Origin of the sequence: Caulobacter sp. 17J65-9 (genome assembly GCF_010975005.1) — a bacterium.
Taxonomy (GTDB): Bacteria; Pseudomonadota; Alphaproteobacteria; order Caulobacterales; family Caulobacteraceae; genus 17J80-11.
The window spans coordinates 1-14,341 of record NZ_JAAIVC010000091.1; the positions used below are offsets into that span (position 1 = coordinate 1).

Annotated in this window: 16 protein-coding genes; 12 read left to right on the top strand and 4 right to left on the bottom strand. The window is 69.5% G+C overall.

Annotation, left to right across the window (positions count from 1 at the left end; genetic code table 11):
- From G3573_RS13535 to G3573_RS13545, 3 genes are all read right to left on the bottom strand, one after another.
- On the bottom strand, positions 1-740 hold a 740-nt coding region (locus G3573_RS13535), incomplete at its 3' end, for a hypothetical protein (RefSeq protein WP_205598248.1).
- A 4-nt stretch (positions 741-744) separates the two neighbouring features.
- The gene (locus G3573_RS13540) at positions 745-2,283 is read right to left on the bottom strand and encodes a hypothetical protein (protein ID WP_163261759.1); all 1,539 of its coding nucleotides are present in this window, start codon (positions 2,281-2,283) and stop codon (positions 745-747) included.
- Between the two features lie 7 nt (positions 2,284-2,290).
- The gene (locus G3573_RS13545; RefSeq protein ID WP_205598249.1) at positions 2,291-3,478 is read right to left on the bottom strand and encodes a glycosyltransferase family 2 protein; all 1,188 of its coding nucleotides are present in this window, start codon (positions 3,476-3,478) and stop codon (positions 2,291-2,293) included.
- A gap of 224 nt (positions 3,479-3,702) precedes the next feature.
- Between G3573_RS13545 and G3573_RS13550 the strand changes: the two genes are divergently transcribed.
- The 12 genes from G3573_RS13550 to nuoI are packed head-to-tail and all read left to right on the top strand — an operon-like array spanning position 3,703 to position 12,991.
- A complete protein-coding gene (locus tag G3573_RS13550; protein ID WP_163261761.1) occupies positions 3,703-4,080 on the top strand; it encodes an NADH-quinone oxidoreductase subunit A in 378 nt (125 codons plus the stop codon).
- Complete coding sequence (locus tag G3573_RS13555; protein ID WP_163261763.1) at positions 4,071-4,634, top strand: NADH-quinone oxidoreductase subunit B; 564 nt, start codon at positions 4,071-4,073, stop codon at positions 4,632-4,634. Before G3573_RS13550 ends, G3573_RS13555 begins: the two co-directional genes overlap by 10 nt.
- 10 nt (positions 4,635-4,644) lie before the next feature.
- A complete protein-coding gene (locus G3573_RS13560; RefSeq protein ID WP_163261765.1) occupies positions 4,645-5,250 on the top strand; it encodes an NADH-quinone oxidoreductase subunit C in 606 nt (201 codons plus the stop codon).
- Between the two features lie 3 nt (positions 5,251-5,253).
- The gene (locus tag G3573_RS13565; protein WP_163261767.1) at positions 5,254-6,477 is read left to right on the top strand and encodes an NADH-quinone oxidoreductase subunit D; all 1,224 of its coding nucleotides are present in this window, start codon (positions 5,254-5,256) and stop codon (positions 6,475-6,477) included.
- A complete protein-coding gene (locus tag G3573_RS13570) occupies positions 6,474-6,839 on the top strand; it encodes a hypothetical protein (protein WP_163261769.1) in 366 nt (121 codons plus the stop codon). Before G3573_RS13565 ends, G3573_RS13570 begins: the two co-directional genes overlap by 4 nt.
- The gene (gene nuoE, locus G3573_RS13575) at positions 6,839-7,504 is read left to right on the top strand and encodes an NADH-quinone oxidoreductase subunit NuoE (protein ID WP_163261771.1); all 666 of its coding nucleotides are present in this window, start codon (positions 6,839-6,841) and stop codon (positions 7,502-7,504) included. The genes G3573_RS13570 and nuoE overlap by 1 nt, the downstream gene beginning before the upstream one ends.
- Positions 7,501-7,788: a hypothetical protein gene (locus G3573_RS13580; RefSeq protein WP_163261773.1), complete on the top strand. Its 288-nt coding sequence runs from the start codon at positions 7,501-7,503 to the stop codon at positions 7,786-7,788. The genes nuoE and G3573_RS13580 overlap by 4 nt, the downstream gene beginning before the upstream one ends.
- On the top strand, positions 7,785-8,033 hold the full coding sequence (locus tag G3573_RS13585) for a hypothetical protein (RefSeq protein ID WP_163261775.1): 249 nt from the start codon (positions 7,785-7,787) through the stop codon (positions 8,031-8,033). The genes G3573_RS13580 and G3573_RS13585 overlap by 4 nt, the downstream gene beginning before the upstream one ends.
- Before the next feature lie 7 nt (positions 8,034-8,040).
- Complete coding sequence (gene nuoF, locus G3573_RS13590) at positions 8,041-9,354, top strand: NADH-quinone oxidoreductase subunit NuoF (protein WP_163261777.1); 1,314 nt, start codon at positions 8,041-8,043, stop codon at positions 9,352-9,354.
- A gap of 6 nt (positions 9,355-9,360) precedes the next feature.
- Positions 9,361-11,421, top strand: coding sequence for an NADH-quinone oxidoreductase subunit NuoG (nuoG, locus tag G3573_RS13595; RefSeq protein WP_163261779.1), 2,061 nt, complete (start codon positions 9,361-9,363; stop codon positions 11,419-11,421).
- Positions 11,422-11,426: 5 nt separating this feature from the next.
- Positions 11,427-12,500 (top strand): NADH-quinone oxidoreductase subunit NuoH, encoded by a 1,074-nt coding sequence (gene nuoH, locus G3573_RS13600; RefSeq protein ID WP_163261781.1) that lies wholly within the window; start codon positions 11,427-11,429, stop codon positions 12,498-12,500.
- Positions 12,500-12,991 (top strand): NADH-quinone oxidoreductase subunit NuoI, encoded by a 492-nt coding sequence (nuoI, locus tag G3573_RS13605; protein WP_163261783.1) that lies wholly within the window; start codon positions 12,500-12,502, stop codon positions 12,989-12,991. Before nuoH ends, nuoI begins: the two co-directional genes overlap by 1 nt.
- A gap of 54 nt (positions 12,992-13,045) precedes the next feature.
- Here the strand turns inward: nuoI and G3573_RS13610 are convergent.
- Positions 13,046-14,341: histidine kinase dimerization/phosphoacceptor domain -containing protein (locus G3573_RS13610; protein ID WP_163261784.1), on the bottom strand; the 1,296-nt coding region annotated here is incomplete at its 5' end.

Here is a 14,341-nt window from a genome sequence, read left to right on the forward strand (position 1 = left end):
CGCACGGCCAGCGGGTAGGCGACGGCGGCCAGGAGGCCGGCGAGGACGGCCGCGCCGGTCGCCGCGCTGCGCCGCGCGGCGGGCCGCAGGCCGGTCCGCACCACCAGGACGGCGAAGACCAGCATCAGGACGGCCGCGAGCGCCAGCAGATTGCTGGTGTGGAAGGTCAGGGACACGGCCAGCAGCAGCCAGACGGCGACCTGGCTCCGGCGGCTCAGCTTGTCAGGATAGACCAGCAGCAGCACGGCCCCGAGCAGGGCCACCGAAGTGAACAGGTCCGGCATCAGGAAGCTGGCGAAGAAGGGCAGGGACGTGGCCGCCGCGAGGGCCGCGACCAGGATCAGGTAGGCGCGCACGCCGGACGCCGGCGCGGCCGCGCGCAGCCAGGTCCAGACCAGCCAGGCCACGGCCAGCGCCTGCAGATAGAGCGCGATCCACAGCGAGCCGGCCGCTTCGCTGAGCGCCAGGAACAGGCCGTAGGTGGGCGAGCGCGCGCCCATGAAGCTGAGCGACTCGGCCGACCCGGCGGCGAACATCGACCAGCTCTCGACGACCGGGCCGTGGCCGCCGAACAGGCGCGCGCCGATCCCGTGCAGCAGGCTCAGGATGCTGATCCCGGCCGCCCGGTAGCCGTCGGAGTCGTAGAAGATGAACGGGCGGCCGACGGCCAGCGCGGGCCAGATCAGCAGCAGGGCGGCCGGGAAGACCGCGCTCCAGGCGGGAATGGAGAATCGGCGCATCGGGTCAGCGCCGGTAGAAGGCGACGGCCAGCAGGCCGACGGCGGTCGACTGGGCGGCGGTGCCGAGCGTCGTGGCGGCGGTCCGCCAGCCGCGCGCCTGGGCGATGGCGACGACCCCGGCGATCAGGGGCACCAGCCAGACCACCCGGGCCTGGTATCTCGGCGCGGGCGCGGAGAGGGCGCCGCAGAGCGCGGCGTTGAGGACCACGAAGCCCACGATCAGGGCCGCCGCGTAGAGCAGGCGCGCCTCGTCGCCGGCGGGCGCGCCGGTGCGGGCCCGCACCGCCCAGACCGCCAGGAAGCCGATCCCCAGCGCGACGACGCCGGAATGCAGCCAGCGCAGGAAGCCGGCGTGGATGGGCGGGGTGCAGGCGGGCTCCTGCTGGCAGGCCTCGGCCCCGGGCAGGATGGTCGCGATCGCGTTTTGCCCGCGCGCGATGTACTGGGCCGGCGACTCCAGCGGTTCGGCCACCTGGAAGCGAACCAGCTGCAGGCCGACGTTGCGCAGGGCGGCGCCGAGCTCGGCCAGCGGCGCGGACCGCACGGCGGCCAGGACGAAGGCGCGTTCCTCGGCCTTGAGCCGGGCCCGGGTGGCCGGACTCGCCGTCTCCACCAGGGCGTAGCCGGGCTCCTGGGACCAGAGGATGTCGTCCGAGTCGGTCATGGCCACGTGCTGGAAGTCGCACAGGGCGTAGTCGGCGCTCTGGGCGCAGGCCTTGGCGAGGTAGACCCGGCCCGGCCCGTCGGCGAGCACGCGGGCCATCAGGAAGGGCGGGTTGGAAAGCTCGGCCGGGCCAGGCAGGGCGCGGATCACCGCCGGATAGACCATCAGGGCGGCGAGCGCCGCCGCCGCCGCGCCGGCCGGGACGGCGCACCGTCGCACGCCGAGGCGCACGCCGTGGCGCCAGGCGAGGGCGGCGAAGGCTGCGGCCAGCAGGGCCAGGGAGACCAGCAGGATGCTGCGGTGGAAGGTGAGGGACAGCGCCAGCAGCCCCCAGACCGCTACGTGGCTGACGCGCGGCAGGCGGTCGGGGAAGGCCAGCAGCAGGGTCAGGGCGAGGGCGGCGACGCCGGCGAACAGGTCGGGCATGGCGAAGCCGGCGTAGAAGGGCAGGGCGGTGGCCGCCGACAGGGCGCCGATCAGGCCGAAGAAGGCCTTGGACCCCGCGCTTGGAACGGCGGCGTACAGCAGGGCGCGGATCATCCACGCCGCGGCCAGGGCCTGCAGATAGACGGTGAACCACAGCGAGCCCAACCGCTGGCTCAGGAACAGGAGGACGCCGTAGGTGGGCGAGCGCGCGCCCATGTAGCTGAGGTACTGCATCCCGTCGGGGGCGAACAGCGAGCCCTGGGCGATGATCGGGCGGTGGTCGCCGAACAGGCGCAGCAGGCTTTGCATGCCGGCTTCCGACAGGCTCTCGCCCAGCCAGTAATAGCCGTCGGTGTCGTCGAACACGGCCGGGCGGCCGGCGATCAGGGCGGGCCAGAGCAAGAGCGCCGCGGCCGCGGCGATCTGGGCGGCGATCAGCAGTCGGCGGATCATCGGCGGATCACCGGCGCAGGGTGAACATGGAGGCCAGGAAGGCCGAGGCGCCGACCTCCAGCGCCACCGCCACGGCGGTCAGCGACACCAGCAGCAGGCGGGTGAGGCCGCCGCTGATCAGCGGTCCGAAGTCCGACGCCGCCCAGGCCCCGATCGCCCAGGCCGTGCCGGCGCAGCCCAGGGCCAGCACCAACCCGGCGCCCAGCAGCATGCGCTCCAGGGTCAGCGCCGCCAGCAGCGGCCGGAAGGTGTTGGCCGGGGGCATGAAGCCCTCGTTCATGGCGTAACGGCGCCCCAGGGCGCTGAACACCATCAACTGGGTGCCGGTGACGAGCGCGAAGCAGGCGACCACCAGGGTGCGCACGTCCAGCACCAGGTGGGGCGCCAGCGCCAGCGGTCCGGGCGCGAGGACGACCATGCCCAGCAGGCCGAAGGCGATCAGCGCCGCGCCGGGGATCAGGAACAGCCACTTCGGGCTGTGCAGCAGCAGGAAGCGCAAATGCCGCCAGCCGTCGCGCCAGGTCTTCAGGTGCGGCGCGCGCGAGCGACCGTCGGGACTGAGCGTGGTCGGCGCCTCGGCGATGCGCAGGCCGTTGACGGCCGATTTCACCACCATCTCGCTGGCGAACTCCATGCCCGGGCAGTGCAGGTTCAGCGCCAGCAGCGATTCCCGCGAAAAGCCGCGCAGGCCGCAGTGGAAGTCGCCGATCGGAATGTTGAAGAACAGCCGGCCCAGCAGGGACAGCACCGGATTGCCCAGCCAGCGGTGCAGGAAGGGCATGGCCCCGGGCTTGATGCCGCCCTTGAAGCGGTTGCCCATGACCAGCTCGAAGCCCTGGCGCAGCCGCTCCAGCAGCGGATCCAGCCGCTCGAAGTCGTAGCTGTCGTCGGCGTCGCCCATGATCACGTAGCGGCCGCGAGCGGCGCGCACGCCGCCCATCAGCGCCGCGCCGTAGCCGCGCTCGCCGATCTGCACCACCCGTGCGCCGTTGGCCTCCGCCAGGGCCTGGGAGCCGTCGGTGCTGCCGTTGTCGGCGACCAGCACTTCGCCGACCACGCCGGCCCGCTCGAGGAACCGGCGCGCCTTGCGCACGCAGGTCTCGATGGTCTCGGCCTCGTTCAGGCATGGCATGAGAACGGTCAATTCGACCGTAGCCGCCGCGGTCGCCCGCGCCGGCATGGCAAGCGTCGCCATGATCCCCTCCAGCGACCCCGTGGAACGAACGCGTTCGATCCCCGCGCTCACCCCGCGGCGGGAATTCGACCTGCAACTGCCGGCCGCCGGAAAAGGTTCGCCCCAGCGTCGCAGTTATTTCACGAGGGCGTGTGGCGACGCCGCGCTAAGGGTTTGAACCGGCTCCGGCCATGGTCTAAAAGGCCCGCGATTCCGCCGCTCTCCTCGGCGGACGAGGCTCATCGATGAACGCGTTCCTGCTGGAATATCTGCCCATCGTGATCTTTTTCGGGATCGCGGCGGCGCTGGGGGTCGGCTTCATGCTGGCCGCCTGGATCATGGCGCCCAAGGCGCCTGACACCGAGAAGAACTCGGCCTACGAGTGCGGCTTCAACGCCTTCGAAGACGCGCGCACGAAGTTCGACATCCGGTTCTACCTGGTGTCGATCCTGTTCATCATCTTCGACCTCGAAGTCGCGTTCCTGTTCCCCTGGGCGGTGTCGATGTTCGACCTGCCGAAGCCGGAGATGGTGTTCGCCTTCTGGTCGATGATGGCGTTCCTCGGCGTGCTGACCGTCGGTTTCATCTACGAGTGGAAGAAGGGGGCGCTGGAATGGGACTGAACAAGCTTCCCGCCGGCACGGCCGGCCGCGCCATGGTCGAAGGCTACGACCCCAAGGTCCACGACAAGTTCTTCGAGCACGTCTCGGCTGAACTGACCGACAAGGGCTTCCTGGTCGCCGCCGCCGACGACGTCATCACCTGGGCCCGTACGGGTTCGTTGATGTGGATGACCTTCGGCCTGGCGTGCTGCGCCGTGGAAATGATGCAGGCGTCGATGCCGCGCTACGACCTGGAGCGCTTCGGCTTCGCGCCGCGCGCCAGCCCGCGCCAGTCGGACGTGATGATCGTCGCCGGCACCCTGACCAACAAGATGGCCCCGGCTCTGCGCAAGGTCTACGACCAGATGCCGGAGCCGCGGTACGTGATCTCGATGGGCAGCTGCGCCAACGGCGGCGGCTACTATCACTACAGCTACAGCGTCGTGCGCGGCTGCGACCGGATCGTTCCGGTCGACGTCTACGTGCCCGGCTGTCCGCCGACCGCCGAGGCCCTGGTCTACGGCGTGCTGCAGCTGCAGAAGAAGATCCGCCGCACCGGCTCGATCGAGCGCTGAGGAGGGCGGCATGAGCATTGAAAAGCTGACCGCCATCGGGGAGGCCGCCGTCGCCAAGTCGAACGGCGCCGTTTCCGCCTTCGAGCTGGCCTACGGCGAGCTGACCCTGCTGGCCGACCGCGATCGCATCGTCGAGGTGCTGAAGCTGCTGCGCGACGACGCGGAGTTCCGCTTCGTGCAGCTGATCGACCTGACCGCGGTCGACTATCCGGAGCGCGCGCGCCGGTTCGACGTGGTCTATCACCTGCTGTCGCTGACCAAGAACCTGCGCGTGCGGATCAAGGTGCAGACCGACGAGGAGACCCCGGTCTCCACGATCACCAGCGTCTTCCCGGTCGCCGACTGGTTCGAGCGCGAGGCGTTCGACATGTACGGCGTGCTGTTCGCCGGCCACCCGGACCTGCGCCGGCTGCTGACCGACTACGGCTTCACCGGCTTCCCGCTGCGCAAGGACTTCCCAATGACGGGCTATGTCGAAGTGCGCTGGGACGAAGAGCAGAAGCGGGTCGTGTACGAGCCGGTGAAGCTCACCCAAGAGTTCCGACAGTTCGATTTCCTCTCGCCGTGGGAAGGGGCCAAGTACGTCCTGCCCGGCGACGAAAAGGCGAAAGGCTGACCCATGCCCGAAGCCGGCCAATCCGATCTCGCCCGCCCTGCGCTGGGCGGGGACGAAGACCGCAAGTTCACCATCAACTTCGGCCCGCAACACCCTGCGGCGCACGGGGTTCTGCGTCTGGTGCTCGAGCTCGACGGCGAAGTCGTCGAGCGCGTCGATCCGCACATCGGCCTGCTGCACCGCGGCACCGAGAAGCTGATGGAGGCGCGCACCTACCTGCAGAACATCCCGTACTTCGACCGGCTCGACTACGTCGCGCCGATGAACCAGGAGCACGCGTTCTGCCTGGCCATCGAGCGCCTGCTGGGCGTCGAGGTGCCGATCCGCGGCCAGCTGATCCGGGTGCTGTACTCGGAAATCGGCCGCATCCTGAACCACCTGCTGAACGTCACCACCCAGGCGATGGACGTCGGCGCGCTCACCCCGCCGCTGTGGGGCTTCGAAGAGCGCGAGAAGCTGATGGTGTTCTACGAGCGTGCCTGCGGCGCGCGCCTGCACGCCAACTACTTCCGCCCGGGCGGCGTCCACCAGGACCTGCCGCCGGACCTGATCGACGACATCGAGCGCTGGATCAGCGAATTCCCGCGCGTGACCAAGGACCTCGAGGCCCTGGTCACCGAGAACCGCATCTTCAAGCAGCGCAACGTCGACATCGGCGTGGTGTCGAAGGAGCAGGCGATCGCCTGGGGCTTCACCGGCGTGATGCTGCGCGGCTCGGGCGTGGCCTGGGACCTGCGCAAGAGCCAGCCCTACGAGTGCTATGCGGACCTGGAGTTCGACATTCCGGTCGGCAAGAACGGCGACTGCTGGGACCGCTACCTCCTGCGCATGGAGGAGATGTACCAGTCGCTGAAGATCATGCAGCAGTGCATTGATCGCCTGCGCAAAACCCCCGGCCCGGTGCTGGCGGTGGACAACAAGGTGGCCCCGCCGCGTCGTGGCGAGATGAAGCGCTCGATGGAGGCGCTCATCCACCACTTCAAGCTCTACACCGAGGGCTTCCGCACCCCGCCGGGCGAGGTCTACGCCTACGTCGAGGCCCCGAAGGGCGAGTTCGGCGTGTATCTGGTCTCGGACGGCACCAACAAGCCGTACCGCTGCAAGATCCGCGCGCCCGGCTTCCCGCACCTGGCGGCCATGGACTGGATGAACCGCGGCCACATGCTGGCCGACGTGTCCGCCATCCTGGGCTCGCTGGACATCGTGTTCGGGGAAATCGACCGGTGACGGTCGACCCGATCCTCATGACGCTGATGTCGCTCGCCGTGCTGGCGGGCGTCGTCCTGCTGCGCTGGGTCGCGGCCAAGCCGTGGTGGCCGCTCCACCCCGGCGGGTCGCGCGGCTACCTGCGGGACGTGGCCACGGTGTGGTCGCCGCTGCTGATGCTGCTGGCGGCCGGCCTGGCCTATCGGGTCCTGATCGGGAACGACCCGGCGGCCTCCGGCCAGCCGATCTATCTGGGCCTGTTCGTGGTCGCCTACCTCGGCGTGATCGTCGCGCGCCGGGTCGGGCCGGTGCGTCAGGCCCAATTGAGTTTGGAAGCCGCGCGGCCCGTGTCCGCCGGCGAAGTAAGGAAAGAGGCCGTCTGATGTCGGTCCGTCGTCTCGCCAAGGAGCAGCCCGCGTCCTTCGCCTTCACTCCGGAGACCCTGGAGAAGGCGAACTGGTGGATCGCGAAGTATCCCGAGAGCCGTCGCCAGTCGGCGGTGATCCCGATCCTGTGGCTGGTGCAGAAGCAGGAAGGCTGGTGCTCGGAGCCGTCGCTGCGCGCCATCGCCGAGCTGCTCGGCATGCCCTACATCCGCGTCCTCGAGGTCGCGACCTTCTACACCATGTTCCAGCTGGAGCCGGTGGGTAAGGTCCTGGTCCAGGTCTGCGGCACCACCCCGTGCATGCTTCGCGGCGCGGGCGACCTGATCAAGGTCTGCAAGGACAAGATCGGCGCCAAGGACCACATGTCCGCCGACGGCTGGTTCACCTGGCAGGAGGTCGAGTGCCTGGGCGCGTGCGTGAACGCGCCGATGGCCCAGATCAACGACTACTACTACGAGGACCTGACGCCGGAGAGCCTGGCCGAGATCCTCGACAAGTTCCGCGCCGGCGAGAAGCCGTACCCGGGCTCGTACGCCGGCCGTCACTCCTCGGAGCCGCAGGGCGGGGCGCTGACCCTGACCGATTCGAAGCTCTACGACGGCTCGGCCGCCAAGAAGATCAAGAAACTGCCGAACGCGCCGACGCCGGAGACGGCCACGTGACGCCCGAGGAGATCGAGGCCCGCAGGCGCTTGCTGGAGCGCCGGCTCGCCTACAACCGCGAGCTCAACCGGGCGGGCGGCAAGTGGGAGGCGGGGGCCTGGGTCTTCACGCTCCTGGGCCTGGTCTCGGTGGTCGGTCGCCGCTTCGACCTGGCCGACTTCAAGACGCTCTGGTGGCTGGGGATGGTGGCGCTGGTCGCGGCCCTGGCCTGCTGGGTGGTGGTGTTCATGCGCCGCAAGAAGTGGCGCGAAGAGCACCCGTTCGATCCGGAGGGGCGTTCGTGAACCCGCCGGACCTGTCGACCCCCGAAGGCAGGGCGGCCTACCGCGCGGAACTGCGCAAGGTGGCCCAGCCGGCGCGGTTGACGGGAATGGGACTTGTGGTGGTGGGGGCGATCCTGTCCCTCGGCGCCTATCCCAACTGGGTGATCACGCTCGGTTGGATCTGTTTCGGAGCTGGATGGGTCGCCCTCGCGGTGGCGTTGGTCCAGCGCAATCGTTATCACCGGCGCCGGATCTCCGGCGGTTGATTTGCACATGGTCGGCATTCTCGAAGACAAGGACCGCATCTTCACCAACCTGTACGGCCTCCAGGACTGGCGGCTGGCGGGGGCGAAGCAGCGCGGCGCGTGGAACGCGACGGCGGACATGCTGTCGGCCGGGCGCGACTGGATCATCACCCAGGTCAAGAACTCGGGCCTGCGCGGCCGCGGCGGGGCGGGCTTCGGCACCGGCCTGAAGTGGTCGTTCATGCCCAAGGTGGTGGGCGACCGCCCGCACTACCTGGTGGTCAACGCCGACGAATCCGAACCGGGCACCTGCAAGGACCGGGAGATCATGCGGCACGATCCGCACCTCCTGATCGAAGGCTGCCTGATCGCCTCCTTCGCCATGCAGGCGCACGCTTGCTACCTCTACCTGCGCGGCGAGTACGTCCGGGAGCGTGAGATCCTGGAAGAGGCGGTCAAGGAGGCCTACGCGGCCAAGCTGATCGGCAAGAACAACGTCCACGGCTGGGACTTCGACGTCTACGTGCACCACGGCGCCGGCGCCTACATCTGTGGCGAAGAGACGGCCCTGCTGGAAAGCCTGGAAGGCAAGAAGGGCCAGCCGCGCCTGAAGCCGCCGTTCCCGGCCGGCGCGGGCCTGTACGGCTGCCCGACCACGGTGAACAACGTCGAGTCGATCGCGGTGGTGGGCACCATCCTGCGCCGCGGGGCCGACTGGTTCGCCGGCTTCGGCCGTCCGAACAACACCGGCACCAAGCTGATGTGCATCTCCGGCCACGTGAACAAGCCGTGCAACGTGGAAGAGGTCATGTCGATCCCGCTGAAGCAGCTGCTCGAAGAGCACTGCGGCGGCGTGCGCGGCGGCTGGGGCAACTTGAAGGCGGTCATTCCGGGCGGCTCGTCCGTGCCGGTGATCACGGCCGAGCAGTGCGAAACCGCGCTGATGGACTTCGACAGCCTGCGCGAGCTGCGCTCGGGCCTCGGGACCGCGGCGGTGATTGTGATGGACCAGTCCACCGACATGGTGAAGGCCATCGCCCGCATCAGCTACTTCTACAAGCACGAGAGCTGCGGCCAGTGCACGCCCTGCCGTGAAGGCACCGGCTGGATGTGGCGCGTGCTGGAACGCATGTCGGTCGGCGAGGCCGATCCGTCCGAGATCGACCTGCTGCTCGACGTGGCCGGTCAGGTCGAAGGGCACACCATCTGCGCGCTCGGCGACGCGGCGGCCTGGCCGGTCCAGGGCCTGATCCGGCACTTCCGCCACGAGATCGAGGATCGCATCAACCAATATCGCGCGCGTCGCGGCTCGTTCGCCGGCGCCACGCTCGCGGCGGAGTAAGTTCGAATGCCCAAGGCCAAGGTCAACGGCGTCGAGGTCGAGTTCGAACCCGGCATGACCGTGCTGCAGGTGGCGGAGCTGGCCGGGAACGAGATCCCGCGCTTCTGCTACCACGAGCGCCTGTCCATCGCCGGCAACTGCCGCATGTGCCTCGTCGAGGTGAAGCCCGGACCGCCGAAGCCGCAGGCTTCGTGCGCGCTGCCGGCCGCCGAGGGCCAGGAGATCTTCACCGACACGCCGCTGGTGAAGAAGGCGCGCGAAGGGGTGATGGAGTTCCTGCTCATCAACCACCCGCTGGACTGCCCGATCTGCGACCAGGGCGGCGAGTGCGACCTGCAGGACCAGGCCGTGGGCTACGGCCGCGACGCTTCCCGCTATGCGGAGAACAAGCGCGCGGTCGAAGAAAAGAACATGGGCCCGACGATCAAGACGTTCATGACGCGCTGCATCCAGTGCACGCGTTGCGTCCGCTTCGTCACCGAAGTCGCCGGCGTCCCCGAGATCGGCCTGACCGGCCGCGGCGAGGACGTCGAGATCGGCACCTACCTCGAGCAGGCGGTCACCTCGGAGCTGTCGGGCAACGTCAACGACCTGTGCCCGGTCGGCGCCCTGACCCACCGCCCGTGGTCGTTCAACTACCGCCCCTGGGAACTGCGCAAGACCGAGACCGTCGACGTCATGGACGCGCTGGGCTCGAACATCCGCGCCGACTACCGCGGCCCGGAAGTCATGCGCGTGCTGCCGCGCGTGAACGACGCGGTGAACGAGGAATGGCTGTCGGACCGCAGCCGCTACGCCGTGGACGGCCTGATGCGCCAGCGTCTGGACCGCCCCTACGTGCGCGTCGGCGGCAAGCTGAAGCCGGCCTCGTGGGCCGAAGCCTTCGACACCATCGCCCAGCGCATGCAGGGCGTGGCGGCTGAGCGCGTCGGCGTGATCGCCGGCGACCTGCAGGACGCCGAGTCGATGAAGGCCGCGCTGGACCTGTTCGGGTCGATGGGCGTGACCAACCTCGACTGCCGCCAGGACGGCGCCCAGATCGGCGTCGGCCAGCGCGAGGGCTATCTGTTCAACTCGACCCTGGCCGGCATCGAAGACGCCGACGCGGTCCTGCTGATCGGCACGGACCCGCGCAAGGAAGCGCCGCTGCTGAACGCGCGCCTGCGCAAGATCTGGCTGGCCGGCAAGGCCCAGATCGGCGTGATCGGCGAGCAGGCCGACCTGTCCTACGACTACGCCTGGCTGGGCGAGGGCGTGAAGGCCCTCAAGGACATCAAGAAGTCCGCCTTCGCCGAGGTGCTGAAGAACGCCCAGCGTCCGGCCGTGATCATCGGCATGGGCGCCCTGGCCCGTGCGGACGGCGCCGCGGTGCTGAAGCTGGCGGCCGACGCCGCCAAGGCCTTCGGCGTCGTGAAGGACGGCTGGAACGGCTTCAACGTGCTGCACACCGCCGCCGGGCGCGTGGCTGGCCTCGACCTCGGCTTCGTGCCGGGCGAGGGCGGCCTGGACGTGCCGGGCATGGTCGAGGCGGCCGGCAAGGGCGCTCTGGACGTCCTCTTCCTGATGGGCGCCGACGAGATCGACATGTCCCGCCTGGGCCGCGCCTTCGTGGTCTACATGGGCAGCCATGGCGACGCCGGCGCTCAGCGCGCCGACGTGATCCTGCCGGGCGCCGCCTACACCGAGAAGCCGGGCTTCTACGTCAACACCGAAGGCCGCGTGCAGCTGGCCGAACGCGTGGTGTTCGCGAAGGGCGAAGCCAAGGAAGACTGGGCCGTCCTGCGCGCCCTGTCCGAGCGCCTGGGCCGCACCCTGCCGTACGACACCCTGGCCGACCTGCGCGCCCGCCTGCTGGCCGAGCACCCGACCTTCGGCCGCGTCGACTACGTCGCGCCGTCGGCCGCGCTGGACCTGGCCAAGCTGGGCGCCAAGGGCGAGGTCTCCGACCTGCCGTTCGTCAGCCTGATCCGCGACCCCTACCTGACCAACCCGATCGCGCGCGCCAGCGTGACCATGGCCGAACTCTCGGCCCTGCGTTCGCCCGTTCGCGCTCTGGCCGCCGAGTGACCGTCATGCAGACTGAAAGCTTCTGGACCACGCCGGGCGGGTGGACGCTTCTGACCGTCGGCCAGATCCTGCTGGTCATGGTCGGCGTGCTGGTCTCGCTGGCCTTCCTGCTGTGGGGCGACCGCAAGATCTGGGCCGGCGTGCAGCTGCGCAAAGGCCCCAACGTCGTCGGCCCGTTCGGCCTGTTCCAGTCGTTCGCGGACTTCTTCAAGTTCGTGTTCAAGGAAATCGTCGTGCCGGCCGGGGCCGACAAGACGGTCTTCCTGATGGCGCCGCTGCTCACCTTCATCCTGGCCTTCGCGGCCTGGGCGGTGATCCCGTTCGCGCCGGGCTGGGTGGTGTCCGACCTGAACGTCGGCATCCTCTACCTGTTCGCCATCAGCTCGCTGGGCGTCTACGGCATCATCATGGGCGGCTGGGCGTCCAACTCGAAGTACCCGTTCCTGGGCTCGCTTCGTTCGGCCGCGCAGATGGTGTCCTACGAGGTCTCGATCGGCTTCATCATCATCACCGTCATCCTGTTCTCCGGCTCGATGCGCCTGACGTCGATCGTCGACGCGCAGGGCGGCGGCCTGCTGAACTGGAACGTGTTCGGCGGCCACGGCCTGGGGGGCCTGCACATGGCCCTGGTGATGATCCCCATGTCGGTGGTGTTCTTCATCTCGGCCCTGGCCGAGACCAACCGCCCGCCGTTCGACCTGCCGGAAGCTGAATCCGAACTCGTGGCCGGTTACCAGGTCGAGTACTCCTCGACCCCGTACCTGCTGTTCATGATCGGCGAGTACGCGAACATCGTGCTGATGTGCGCGATGATCACCATCCTGTTCTTCGGCGGCTGGCACCCGGGCGTGCCGCAGGGCTGGATCGACGCCCTGCCGGGCTGGATGCAGTACACGGTCTACCTGCTGACCTTCATCATCAAGGTGGTGTTCTGGTTCTGCATGATCGCCGTCGCCAAGGCGGTGGTGCCCCGCTATCGCTATGACCAGCTCATGCGTCTGGGCTGGAAGATCTTCCTGCCGACCTCGCTGGCCGCGGTGGTCCTGGTCGCCGCCTGGCGAGTGTTCGGAGTTTCGTGATGTTCCAAAGGATCGGACAGGCCGTCAAAGGCGCCATGCTGCTGGACTTCGTCGGGGCCTGGGGCCTGGCGTTCCGCTACATGCTGCGTCCCAAGGCGACCATCAACTATCCGTTCGAACGGGGCCCGCTGTCGCCGCGCTTCCGCGGCGAGCACGCGCTGCGCCGCTATCCCAGCGGTGAAGAGCGCTGCATCGCCTGCAAGCTCTGCGAGGCGATCTGCCCGGCCCAGGCCATCACCATCGAGGCCGAGCCGCGCGACGACGGCAGCCGCCGCACGACGCGCTACGACATCGACATGGTGAAGTGCATCTACTGCGGCCTGTGCCAGGAGGCCTGCCCGGTGGACGCCATCGTCGAGGGCCCGAACATGGAGTTCACCACCGAGACCCGCGAGGAGCTGCTCTACGACAAGGAGAAGCTGCTGGCGAACGGCGACCGGTGGGAGCGCGAGCTGGCCCGCAACCTGGAGCTCGACGCGCCGTATCGGTGATCGGGACGACAGGCTGAAAAAGATGAAGCGCGGGAGGCCTCTCCCGCGCTTTTTTCATGCGTCGGGGGAGGGGGCTGCGGCTCCCAGCGGGAATTCCAGGGTGAAGCGCGCGCCCGGTTCGGCGGAGTCCGCCGTCAGCTCGCCCCCCAGCTGGGCGGCCAGGCTGGTGACCACCCGCATGCCCAGGCTTTCGCGCGTGCCGGCCAGGTCGAAATCGGCGGGCAGGCCGCGGCCGCGGTCGCTCACCTCCAGCCGATATCGGCCGCCCGGCGCGGCCGCGCCTTTCACCTGCACCTCGCCGCCTTCGCCTTCGGGATAGGCGTACTTGTAGGCGTTGGTCAGCAGCTCGTTGACGAGCAGGCCCAAGGGCACGGCGAGATCGGCGCTGACCACGGCGGGCTCCGCCTCGACCCGGGTGGCGTGCTGCGGGGCCGTGCCGGCCACGGCGGCGCACAGGTCGGTCAGGAAGGCGCTCAGGTCGATCTCGCGCATGCCGGCCCCGCGCCAGAGCTGGTCGTGCACCCGCGCCACCGCGTGCACCCGGGCGGCGGCGTCCTGCAGCGCCCGCCGCGGCGCGTCCTGGAGCGTCCTGGCCTGCAGGCCGAGCAGGCTGGAGACCAGCGCCAGGCTGTTCTTCACGCGGTGGCTGACCTCCTGCAGGAGGGTCCGCTGCAGTTCGAGCGCCTCGCGCTGGTCGGTGATGTCGGTGGCGACGCCGATCCATTTCGCCACGCGTCCTTCCGCATCGCGGGCCGGGGCGGCGCGGAGCATGAACCAGCGCCAGATCCCGTCCGCCCGGCGGATGCGCACCTCGTGCTGCACCGGGCGCACTTCGCGCACCGCGCCGAACCATACGGTGTAGAGCGAGGCGAGGTCGTCGGGGTGGACCACCTGCTGCCAGCCGTCGCCGAGCAGCGCCTCGAACGGCAGCCCGGTGTAGGCCAGGTACTGGGCGTTGACGTAGGTGTTGCCGCCCTCGGCGTCGCCTTCGAACAGCAGCCCGGGCACGGCGTCCGCCACCATCCGCAGCCGCGTCTCGCCGGCCTGCGCTTCGGCCGCCCGATGGCGCAACTGCTGGCGCGCCGCTTCGAGGGCGTCGATCCGGTCCGCGGCCCAGATCACCATGGCGCCGAACGCCGTCGCCGTGACCGCGCAGACCACAGCCAGCCGGAAGTCCGGTGAGAAGTAGCCCTCGCGCGTGGCGATCAGGGCGACGGCGCCGACGCTGGCGGGCGTCAGCACGGCCAGCGGCAGCAGAAGCCGGGAGGCCGCGCCGCCGGGGGTGTCGAGCGTCAGGCGCCGCGGCCAGCCCGTGAGCGGCGGGGCGGCGAGCACGCCGGCGCCCAGCAC